The sequence below is a fragment of the Streptomyces sp. KLMMK genome (assembly GCF_036961605.1).
Classification (GTDB): domain Bacteria; phylum Actinomycetota; class Actinomycetes; order Streptomycetales; family Streptomycetaceae; genus Streptomyces; species Streptomyces telluris.
Window position 1 is genome coordinate 1 of the sequence record NZ_JBAMDC010000246.1, and the last position, 9,966, is coordinate 9,966.

General features: G+C 73.3%; 8 protein-coding genes, 1 tRNA gene and 1 pseudogene. 5 read left to right on the top strand and 5 right to left on the bottom strand.

Features of this window, described 5'->3' with window-relative positions; genetic code table 11:
• The first annotated feature begins 55 nt into the window (after positions 1–55).
• From V7793_RS26500 to V7793_RS26520, 5 genes are all read left to right on the top strand, one after another.
• The gene (locus tag V7793_RS26500) at positions 56–1,054 is read left to right on the top strand and encodes an ABC transporter ATP-binding protein (RefSeq protein WP_336010693.1); all 999 of its coding nucleotides are present in this window, start codon (positions 56–58) and stop codon (positions 1,052–1,054) included.
• A gap of 5 nt (positions 1,055–1,059) precedes the next feature.
• The gene (locus V7793_RS26505; RefSeq protein ID WP_336010694.1) at positions 1,060–1,824 is read left to right on the top strand and encodes an ABC transporter permease; all 765 of its coding nucleotides are present in this window, start codon (positions 1,060–1,062) and stop codon (positions 1,822–1,824) included.
• A gap of 30 nt (positions 1,825–1,854) precedes the next feature.
• Positions 1,855–3,174 carry a sensor histidine kinase gene (locus tag V7793_RS26510; protein WP_336010697.1) on the top strand — a complete coding sequence of 440 codons (1,320 nt, stop codon included), beginning with the start codon at positions 1,855–1,857 and terminating at the stop codon, positions 3,172–3,174.
• The gene (locus V7793_RS26515; RefSeq protein ID WP_058047528.1) at positions 3,171–3,794 is read left to right on the top strand and encodes a response regulator transcription factor; all 624 of its coding nucleotides are present in this window, start codon (positions 3,171–3,173) and stop codon (positions 3,792–3,794) included. The genes V7793_RS26510 and V7793_RS26515 overlap by 4 nt, the downstream gene beginning before the upstream one ends.
• Positions 3,795–3,829: 35 nt before the next feature.
• Positions 3,830–3,905, top strand: a tRNA-Gly gene (locus tag V7793_RS26520).
• A 41-nt stretch (positions 3,906–3,946) separates the two neighbouring features.
• Here the strand turns inward: V7793_RS26520 and V7793_RS26525 are convergent.
• The 5 genes and pseudogenes from V7793_RS26525 to V7793_RS26545 all read right to left on the bottom strand — a co-directional run.
• The gene (locus V7793_RS26525) at positions 3,947–5,371 is read right to left on the bottom strand and encodes a sensor histidine kinase (RefSeq protein WP_336010710.1); all 1,425 of its coding nucleotides are present in this window, start codon (positions 5,369–5,371) and stop codon (positions 3,947–3,949) included.
• A gap of 5 nt (positions 5,372–5,376) precedes the next feature.
• Positions 5,377–6,075, bottom strand: a complete 699-nt coding sequence (locus V7793_RS26530) for a response regulator transcription factor (RefSeq protein WP_336010701.1) — start codon at positions 6,073–6,075, stop codon at positions 5,377–5,379.
• Positions 6,076–6,365: 290 nt separating this feature from the next.
• The gene (locus V7793_RS26535; protein WP_336010704.1) at positions 6,366–7,265 is read right to left on the bottom strand and encodes a phosphoribosylaminoimidazolesuccinocarboxamide synthase; all 900 of its coding nucleotides are present in this window, start codon (positions 7,263–7,265) and stop codon (positions 6,366–6,368) included.
• Between the two features lie 69 nt (positions 7,266–7,334).
• The gene (locus V7793_RS26540) at positions 7,335–8,849 is read right to left on the bottom strand and encodes a N,N-dimethylformamidase beta subunit family domain-containing protein (protein WP_336010707.1); all 1,515 of its coding nucleotides are present in this window, start codon (positions 8,847–8,849) and stop codon (positions 7,335–7,337) included.
• A 181-nt stretch (positions 8,850–9,030) separates the two neighbouring features.
• Positions 9,031–9,966: pseudogene (locus V7793_RS26545) on the bottom strand (hypothetical protein); the annotation flags it as partial.

Below are 9,966 nucleotides of genomic sequence, written 5' to 3' on the forward strand. Positions count from 1 at the left end.
GAAGCCATGACAGGCCGCACTGCTCCCGGACCGGATCCGGCGGGAGGCTTGGATCATGGATATCGGGGACAGTGTGATCGACGTCTCGGGGCTGCGCCGCCGCTACGGCCCGGCCGGGGACAAGGGCTTCGAAGCGGTGCGGGACGTCTCGTTCACCGTGGGGCACGGCGAGTTGTTCGCCCTGCTCGGCACGAACGGTGCGGGCAAGACCTCCACGGTCGAGCTGCTGGAGGGCCTCGCGAAGCCGACCGCGGGCAAGGTGCGCGTGCTCGGCCACGATCCCTACGCGGAGCGCCGTGCCGTGCGCCCGCGGATCGGGGTCATGCTCCAGGAAGGCGGCTTCCCCTCCGACCTGACCGTCGCCGAGACGGTCCGGATGTGGGCCGGCTGCACCACCGGGGCCCGTCCCGTGACGGAGGCCCTGGAGCTCGTCAGCCTCGCCGGCCGCCGGGACGTCCGCATCAAGCAGCTCTCCGGCGGGGAGCGGCGCCGCCTCGACCTCGCGCTCGCCCTCCTCGGCCGCCCCGAGGTCCTCTTCCTCGACGAGCCGACGACCGGCCTTGACCCCGAGGCCCGGCACAACACCTGGGAGCTGGTGCGCCGGCTGCGCGCCGAAGGCACCACCGTGCTGCTCACCACGCACTACCTGGAGGAGGCCGAGGCCCTCGCCGACCGCCTGGCGATCATGCGCGAAGGCCGGATCGTCACCTCCGGGACCCCGGAGGCCGTGATCGGCTCCTACCCCGCGCGGATCCGTTTCGCGATGCCCGTGGGCTGGTTCGTGGGCGACATGCCGCCACTGGCCGAACTGGGCGTCATAGGGCACGAGGAGGAGCACGGGCGGATAGAGCTGCAGACCAAGGAGCTGCAGCGGACGCTGACGGGGCTGCTGCTCTGGGCCCGGGACAAGGGCGTGGAGCTCGAAGGGCTCGATGCGCGGGCCGCCTCGCTGGAGGAGGCGTTCCTGGCGATAGCCGGCGCGGGCACGGGTGAGCCCGTGGCGTCCGCCGGTGCCGGTCTTGGTGTGGATTCCGTTGCAGGGAAGAAGGCGTGATGGCGATGTCGACGTCGGTACCGCGGATGCTGTCGCTGGGCCGCGCCGAGCTCACCCTGCTCGGGCGGAACAAGATGGCTCTCTACGTGTCCCTGCTCATGCCGGTGTTCATGGTCTGGGCGATGCGGCGCGCGATCGGCCAGTTCGATCTCGGCAAGGCCGGGATGTCCGTCAACGAGGTCGCCCTGACGGGAGCCTTCGGCTACATCCTGCTGTTCGCCGTCTACCAGAACCTGGTCAGCGCGTATGTGACGCGCCGCGAGGAGCTCGTCCTCAAGCGGCTCCGCACCGGCGAGACCGGAGACGCGGAGATACTCACCGGCACCGCGCTCCCGTCCGTGGCCGTGGCGCTGGCGCAGTGCGTGCTGCTGGTCGTCGCAGGCGTGTCCTGGCTGGACCTGCGGGCGGTCGAGCGGCCCGATCTGATGGCGGTCGGGATCCTGCTCGGCCTGGCGATGTCCATAGCCCTGGCCGCGGTGACCACGTCCTGGGCCAAGACGGTGGAGAGCGCCCAGCTGGTGACGTCCCCGCTGATGCTGATCTCCGTAATGGGCTCGGGGCTCATGGTGCCGCTGGAGGTCATGCCGGACACCATGGCGAGCATCTGCGAGCTGCTGCCGCTGACCCCGGTGGTCCAGCTGGTGCGCGGCGGCTGGCTCGGTGGGATGGACACCTATGACGCCGTGGGAGCGATCATCACGGGCATCGCCTGGACGATAATCGCCGGGTACAGCACCCACCGGTGGTTCCGGTGGGAGCCGCGGCGCTGACCGCGGGAACGCAAGGGGGGCGTGAGGCTCATGGGCCTGTGGACGCGGGTGCAGGAGTGGCGGGGCCGTAGCAGGGTCGCCAAGGTCGACAGCTATATGCGGTGGACGCTCTACGTCCTGCCCGTCTTCCTCCCCGCGAGCGGCACGGCCGGCGTGTTCATGAACTCCGGCCTCACCCGGCCGTGGATCCTGGCGCTGGGCGGGATCTACACCCTGCAGGGTGTCCTGGGCATCTCCATATTCCGCCGCTCCATCGACCACTATCTGTGGAAGAAGCCCGCCCCCTGGTGGCCCCTGGCCGGGCAGGTGCTGCTGTTCGTCATGGCGCTCGCCTGCATGGTGATCTCGTTCAGTGTCTACGGCGACGAGCACTCCTCCACGATCGGCCTGTTCCTGTGGAACGGCAGTCTGTCGGCCTTCGGCCCGTTCACCCTGCTGGTCCGCAAGGCCAGCAGGTTCGTGATCGCGAGCGCCGCCATGGCGCTGCTGCTGGGCCTCGGCGTGCTGGCGCTCGGCGCCGGCTGGCAGGCCGCGGCCGCCATCACGGCGACGGTGCTCGGTGTCACCCTGTGCTGCCTGTACGTCGTGCGGCTGTCGGGCTGGATGCTGCACGTCATGTGGGAGCTGGAGACCGCGCGGGAAGCGCAGGCGCGGCTGGCGGTGGCGGAGGAGCGGCTGCGGTTCGGCCGGGATCTCCACGACGTGCTGGGCAGGAACCTCGCGGTGATCGCGCTCAAGAGCGAGCTCGCCTGCCAGTTGGCCCGGCGGGGCTCGGACGCCGCCCTGGCCCAGATGACCGAGGTCCAGCGCATCGCCCAGGAATCGCAGCGCGAGGTCCGCGAGGTCGTGCGGGGCTACCGCGAGGCCGATCTGCACACCGAGCTGGTGGGGGCGCGGGGCGTGCTCTCCGCGGCCGACATCGACTGCCGCATCGACGACACGGCGGGCAAGTCCCTGCCGCCGCCGGTGCAGTCGGTCCTGGCCTGGGTGGTCCGGGAGGGCACCACCAATGTGCTGCGCCACGCGGACGCCCGGCGGTGTGCCGTGCGGCTGCGGGTCGTCGCGGACGCGGAAGCCGTCCTGATCATGGAGAACGACGGGGTGCGGGAGCCGGACGGCGATCCCGGGTCCGGGAACGGCTCCGGGCTGGCGGGCCTGCGGGAGCGGCTCACGGTGCTGGGCGGCACGCTCACGTACGAGCACAAGGCCAATGCGACGTTCCGGCTGACGGCGCGGGTGCCGCTGACCGGGGCGGAGGGCGCGGAGGGCGCCGCGGTCCCGGACCGGGCTCCGGTCGGGAATCCGGGCCGGGTTCAGGAGGAGGTTCAGGTGAACGGGGGGACGGCATGAGCGTCAACATCACGCCGATCAGGGTCATGCTCGCGGATGACGAGCATTTGATCCGTGGGGCGGTGGCCGCGCTCCTGGGCCTGGAAGAGGATCTCCGGGTCGTCGCGGAGGCCGCATCGGGTCCGGAGGCGCTCGCGATGGCCCGGGCGCACCGGCCGGACGTCGCGGTGCTCGACCTGCAGATGCCGGGTGCCGACGGTGTGGCGGTCGCCACATCCCTGCGGGCCGAACTGCCCGGCTGCCGGACCATGATCGTGACTGGTCACGGCCGCCCCGGGCATCTGAAGCGGGCGCTGGAAGTGGGCGTGCGGGGGTTCGTGCCGAAGACCGTCTCGGCGCAGAAGCTCGCCGAGATCATCCGGACGGTGCACGGCGGAAGCCGTTACGTGGACCCCGAGTTGGCGGCCGATGCGATCAGCGCGGGCGACTCCCCGCTGACCGGCAGGGAGGCCGAGCTGCTCGAACTGGCGGAGGGCGGGGCACCCATAGCGGAGATCGCGCAGCGGGCTTCGCTGACCCCCGGGACGGTCCGCAATTACCTCTCGGCGGCCGTCGCGAAGCTGGGCGCGGAGAACCGTCACGCGGCCGCGCGCATCGCACGCGCTCAAGGTTGGCTATAGTGGTTCTCGCACCGCACGGGAAACGCGCGGGGCATGCGGACGTAGCTCAGTTGGTAGAGCACCACCTTGCCAAGGTGGATGTCGCGAGTTCGAGTCTCGTCGTCCGCTCCAGCATGAAGGCCCCGGTCATCACGACCGGGGCCTTCGGCGTTTCAGCGGACGGGTGTCCGGGCCGGCGGCTCGCCGGGCGGGGGCCCGGGCAGCGGAAAGCGCAGCCGGAAAAGGGCACCGCCCGACGGGGCCTGCTCGGCGGTCAGCTCGGCGCCGTGGGCGCGGGCGATCTGGCGGGCCATGGCCAGGCCCAGTCCGGAGCCGGGCAGGGCACGGGCCTGGCGCGAGCGGTAGAAGCGGTCGAAGACGTAGGGCAGGTCCTCGGCGGTGATCCCCGGGCCGTGGTCGCGCACCGTGAGGTCGAGTCCGGTGCCCGTGCGGGCCAGGTGTACCTCGACCCGGCCGCCCGGCGGGCTGAACTTGGCCGCGTTGTCGAGCAGGTTGGACAGCAGCCGGGCGAGGCGGGCGGGGACGCCGGGGACGGTCACGCCCTCCGGGCCGGCCAGGTCCGCGGTGAAGACCGTGCCCGGCCAGTGCCCGCGGGCGTCGGCCGTGCAGCGCTCCGCCAGCCGGTCCAGGCGGACTTCCTCGACGAACTGCTGCGGCTCCTCGTCGCGGGCGAGCTCGATGAGGTCGTTGACCAGGCCGGTGACCTCGCGGAGCTGGCGGCCGAGCGCGCCGGCGGCCCGCTCGCGCTGGGCCGGGGTGAGCCGTTCGGCGCGGGCGAGGAGCTCGGCGTTGGTGCGCAGCGCGGTCAGCGGGGTGCGCAGTTCGTGGGAGGCGTCGGCGACGAGGCGGCGCTGGGCGGCGACGGCCTCCTCCAGTTCGCCGAGCATGGTGTTGAAGCTCGCGGCGAGGCTGGTGATCTCGTCGTCGCGGCGGGCCTCGTAGGGGGCGAGCTCGATGCGGTGGGCCGGGTCGCGGGTGGCGGCGATGTGCTCGGCGGTCGCCGTGAGCCGGGTCACGGGGCGCAGGGACGTGCGGGAGGCGAAGTAGCCGAGGCCCGCGGCGAGGAGGACACCGCCGCCGCCGACGGCTGCCAGGAGCAGGCCCGCCTGCCGCACGCCCTTGTCGACGGTGTCGGAGCGGACGGCGACCTGCAGCGCCCGGTCGCCCTTCACGGGGGTGGTGAGCATCCGCATGGCGTGGCCGTCGAGCGTGATGTTGCTGTAGTGCTCCCCGAGGGTGCCGGCCGCGACGCGTCGGGTGGCCCCCGTCACGGGCAGGACGAGGCCGTCCTGGCGCGGGGCGGCCGGGTCGGCGCGGACGATCTGCGCGCAGGCGGGCGCGGCGAGCCAGGTGCACTCGCCGTACAGGACGCCGGCGGGCTCGGTGCGGCTCTGCTGGGCGATGAGGGTGGCCTGCTGCTTGAGCTGCAGGTCGAGCTGGCGGACCAGTTCGTAGCGGATCACGACGTAGGCGGCGGCCAGGACGCCCAGGGCGACGACGGCCACGGCCACGGACGTCACGAGCGCCAGCCGGGCCCGCAGCGGCCTGCGGCCCAGGAAGCGTCTGCGCAGGCTCAGGGCCCTCACTGCTCCGCCAGCCGGTAGCCGATGCCGTGCACGGTGTGGAGGAGCCGGGGGGCGCCGCCCGCCTCCAGCTTGCGCCGCAGATAACCGATGTAGACGGCGAGGGAGTTCGAGTCCGGGCCGAAGTCCGTGCCCCAGACGCGCTCCTGGATCACCTCGCGGGGCAGCACCTGGCCCGGGTGCCGCAGCAGCACGTCGAGCAGGGCGAATTCGGTGCGGGTGAATTCGAGGGGGACGCCGCCGCGGTCGCCGGTGCGGGTGGCCGGGTCGACGGTGAGGTCGCCGAAGGACAGCGCGGCGCCATCGCTCTGCCCGGCCGGCTCCGTGGGGGCCGCGCGCCGCAGGAGGGCCCGGAGGCGGGCCAGGAGCTCGTCCAGGGCGAAGGGTTTGACGAGGTAGTCGTCCGCCCCCGCGTCCAGGCCCGCGACGCGGTCGGAGACGGCGTCGCGGGCGGTGAGCACGAGGACAGGGGTGCGGTCGCCCAGGGCGCGCAGGCGGCGGCAGACCGCGAGGCCGTCGAGGACCGGCATGGCCAGGTCCAGGACGATGGCGCCGGGCGGCGCGGCGGCGACGGAGGAGAGCGCCTCCAGGCCGTCGGCCGCGGAGCGCACTTCGTAGCCCTCCATGCTCAGGGCGTCGACTACGGCTGCCCGTACGTCGGGGTCGTCGTCGACGACGAGAACGGCCGTCTCGGCCATGGTGCCTCCGGCGGGGTCGGCACGGGTGGGGTGCCCCCGCGGGCCGGGGGGTGCCCGTGGGGGTGCCCCCAGCTTGGCAGGGCTCTCTTAGAGGGCTCTTAGATCAGCACCGCCGGGTGCGCCGCATGTGACTTCTCGCCGTTGCGGCGGAAGAGTGTGCCGGGCTCTGACCGGCTGCTCCGGCGAGGGTCTCCGGCAGTTCGGCCCCGCCGGGGGCTCCGGCGGGGCCAGGGGCGCGCCGGCCGGGGCGCTCCTCCCGACCGCCCGGGGACGTCAGTCCCCCAGGGCCGTCACGCCCACGTCGTGCCGGTGAGGCGTTCGTACGCCTCCACGTACTTCGCGCTGGTGCGCTCCGCCACGTCCTGCGGGAGTTCCGGCGGGGGCAGCTCGCCGTTGCGGTCCCAGCCGGAGGCCGGGGAGGTGAGCCAGTCGCGGACGTACTGCTTGTCGAAGGAGGGCTGCTGCCGCCCCGGCTGCCACGTCTCGGCGGGCCAGAAGCGGGAGGAGTCCGGGGTGAGCACCTCGTCCGCGAGGACGAGCTCCTCGCCCGCGTAACCGAACTCGAACTTGGTGTCGGCCAGGATGATGCCCCGGTCGCGGGCGATGTCACGGGCCCGGCCGTAGACGGCGAGGGTCGTCTGCCGGAGCAGGGCGGCGGTCTCCGCGCCCACCTGCCGGGCCACTTCCTCGTACGACACGTTCTCGTCGTGCTCGCCGACGGCCGCCTTCGTGGCGGGGGTGAAGATCGGGGAGGGCAGCTCGGAGCCGTCGGTGAGGCCCTCGGGGAGGGCGAGCCCGCACACGGTGCGCGTCTGCCGGTACTCGGCGAGGCCGGAGCCCGTCAGATAGCCGCGGGCCACGCACTCCACCGGCACCATGTCCAGCGCGCGGCAGATCATCGTGCGGCCCTCCCAGTCGGCGGGGGCGCCGGCGGGCACGTCCGTGGAGATGACGTGGTTCGGGACCAGGTCGGTGAGGCGGTCGAACCACCACAGGGACAGCTGGGTGAGGATCCGCCCCTTGTCGGGGATCGGGGTTGGCAGCACCCAGTCGTAGGCCGACATGCGGTCGGTGGCGACCATGACCAGGTTGCCGTCCGGGTCGCGGTAGAGGTCGCGGACCTTGCCGGTGTGCAGATGCACCAGCCCGGGCACCTCGATCGGCTCGGGCTTCTCTACGAATCCGGACACGCGTCCTCCTGGTGGTTTGTCCAAGCACCACGATTCTGCCGTACGTCCGTGCGCGCGCCCCGGCGAGGGTCAGCAGCGCTTGCAGATCCGGTCGAGGAGGTTGGCCGTGGCCCGCTGGATCCGGGCGTCGGTGTGGCCCGGCCGGTCCAGGGCGGGCGACCAGGCGAAGGTGCCCGCCGCGAAGACCAGGGCGCCGCTCGGGGCGCGGTAGAGGGACGTCTCCTGGTGGCGTTTGCTGCCCTCGCCGTCCAGGTACGGGGAGTGGGCCAGCAGGATGCGGCGGGTGTGCTCGGGCAGGGCCGTTCGGGGGTAGTAGCGGTCGGCCTCGCCGGCGACGAGGCCGGGCAGCTCGTCGCCCTCGCCGGCGCCGGTGGCGTCCCACAGCCAGTGGTCGGCGTTGCGCACGACCATGGGGGCGGGCTCGGGGACCCGGCCCGCGTACTGGATGCCCAGCAGCTGCTGCTCGGCGGGCGTGACGTCGCGCCAGAGTGCGGAGCGGCCGGGGCCGCGGTGTTTTCGGCAGGTCATGAGGTGGTCGGGGCCGGCCGGCGAGGGGGCGAGCTCCACCTGCCAGTACATGGTGTTGGCGGAGAGGAAGACCAGCGACGTGCCGGAGTCGCGGGCCAGCTCGGCGGAGCGGCGCATGGCCGGGGACCAGTACTCGTCGTGGCCGGGGAAGACCAGGCCGCGGTAGCGGGAGGGGTCGACGCGGCCCGCGTGGAGATCGCGGGTGTCGGCGTAGGCGAGGTCGTAGCCGTAGCGCTCGGCCCAGCGGATGAAGTCGTAGGCGTGACCCACGTGCAGCGGGAGGCCCGCGCCCGCGAAGGGGCGGTCGAAGGAGACGGTGGTCGCCGCGCCCTCCTCGCCCAGCAGCCGGCCGTGCTCGTCCCAGGCGTGGTAGAGGCTCGCGCCCGTGCGGCCGTCCTCGGGGTAGAGGTTGTAGGCCTGCCAGGTGATGTCGGGCAGGACGAGGAGGAGGTCCGCCGGGTGGGTGTCGCGGACGAGGAAGGGGATGTGGCTGCGGTAGCCGTCGGCGGTGGTCAGGACGGCCACGTAGGCGCCCAGGCTCCAGTAGCTGGGGATCTGCAGCCGCCAGGAGAGCCACCAGTGGTGGCAGGAGACCGTGCGGTCGACGGTGAGCGGCGCCGGCTGGACGATGCCGGACAGCCGCGGGCTGGTGGTGATCTTCGCGGCGCCGTCGCCCGCGTAGTGGCCGATGCGGTAGACGTCCACGCCGAACTGCTGCGGCGGGTCCACGGTGATGCGGAAATCTATGGCCTCGCCGGGGGCGACCGCGCTGTTGGAGGCGAAGCCCTTGATCTGCAGGTGGACGTCGTCGGCGGTGCGCGGGCCGCCGTTGCGGGGAGCGGGGATGCGGACCCCGCCGGATCTCTTCCCGCCCGAGCCGCCCCCGCCGCCGCCCCGCTCCGGGACGGGGTGCACGTACCAGGGAATGATCTGGCCCGTGTCGTCGAAATAGTGCTCGCTGCCGCGCAGCCAGGGCAGCGGGCCCTGGCCGAAGGGGTCGGACACGGCGTGTGCGAGTGCCCCCGACTCCCAGCGGCGGATCTGGTCCATCCCCATGCGTGCTCCCTCCCCTACGTCCCCCGACGCCTGCCGATTTCCGTCTGTCCGGGTGTGGCTCACTGCAATCACTGGCGCACGGCAGCCCCCAGCACATCACATAAAGCGCCCGTCTCGTCACTGCTCGTCGCGAAATTCCCCGGTAAGTGACAGGGCGAAGGATCACCGAACGTCACGGGGCTCACACCAGGCGGACGGGCTTCTCAGGGCGGACCCCGACCTCGCCGAGCCAGGCGCGCAGCGGCGCGTCGTCGCCGTCCTCGATCAGGCTGAGGACCGTGGGGGCCAGGCCGGGGCGGCGGGCGCCGCCGACCAGCAGGGCCGGGCCGTCCAGCCAGTCCAGGCCGGGGGCGGCTCCGGCGGTGTCCACAGCGGCGCAGCAGACCATGGCCGTGACGTGGTCGGCGAGCAGCTCGCGGCCGCTGCGGGGCGGCTGCAGCGGGAAGAGGGGCGCGAGGCCGTCCACCCAGGGGTCGGCCGCCGTGCCGTAGGCGCTCTGCTTCGCCGCGAGCTCCTCCTGGGCGGCCTCCCGGGCCACCTCGGCGCCGAGCCGGGCCCCCAGCTCCTCGGCGACGCCCTCGGCCGGGGAGCCGGCCAGGCGCTCCAGCACCCGGGCCACGGTGGGCGCGGCGGCCATGCCTGCCGGGGGCGCGGGGACGGGGGTGAGGGCGGGGACGGTGTCCAGGACGTCGAGGACGCGGTGGAGGCGGGCGGCCTCCAGCCGCCACTTGCGGTCCACGACCTCCTCCGGATACCGGCTCCAGGCCACCGGCGACCAGTCGGGGCCGGACTCGGCCGGGCCGCCGTGGAAGAGCCGCGCCGCCAGCAGGGAGGCGGCCTCGTCGATCGCGCCCGGCTCCTCCAGCAGATCGCAGGCCGGGCGCTCGCCCAGGCGGGAGGCGAAGCCTTCCGCGAGGCGGTCGCGACGGGAGAGCTCGGTGAGCGCGGAGACCACGCCGGCGTCGAGACGGGAGGGCCAGCGGCCCATCCGCCAGGCCGGCAGCGCGACCCTGTTCAGCAGCCTGTCCCAGCCGGCGTAGGCGAGGCCCACCTGCTCCTGGGCGACGATCCTCAGGCCGTAGTCCACGCTCTGGGCGCGCTCCGAGGCGGCCGCCGC

Coding starts and splice junctions, on each gene's coding strand:
- V7793_RS26515 (WP_058047528.1), top strand. CDS start 3,171: ATGAGCGTCAACATCACGCCGATCAGGGTCATGCTCGCGGATGACGAG.
- V7793_RS26510 (WP_336010697.1), top strand. CDS start 1,855: ATGGGCCTGTGGACGCGGGTGCAGGAGTGGCGGGGCCGTAGCAGGGTC.
- V7793_RS26500 (WP_336010693.1), top strand. CDS start 56: ATGGATATCGGGGACAGTGTGATCGACGTCTCGGGGCTGCGCCGCCGC.
- V7793_RS26540 (WP_336010707.1), bottom strand. CDS start 8,849: ATGGGGATGGACCAGATCCGCCGCTGGGAGTCGGGGGCACTCGCACAC.
- V7793_RS26505 (WP_336010694.1), top strand. CDS start 1,060: ATGTCGACGTCGGTACCGCGGATGCTGTCGCTGGGCCGCGCCGAGCTC.
- V7793_RS26530 (WP_336010701.1), bottom strand. CDS start 6,075: ATGGCCGAGACGGCCGTTCTCGTCGTCGACGACGACCCCGACGTACGG.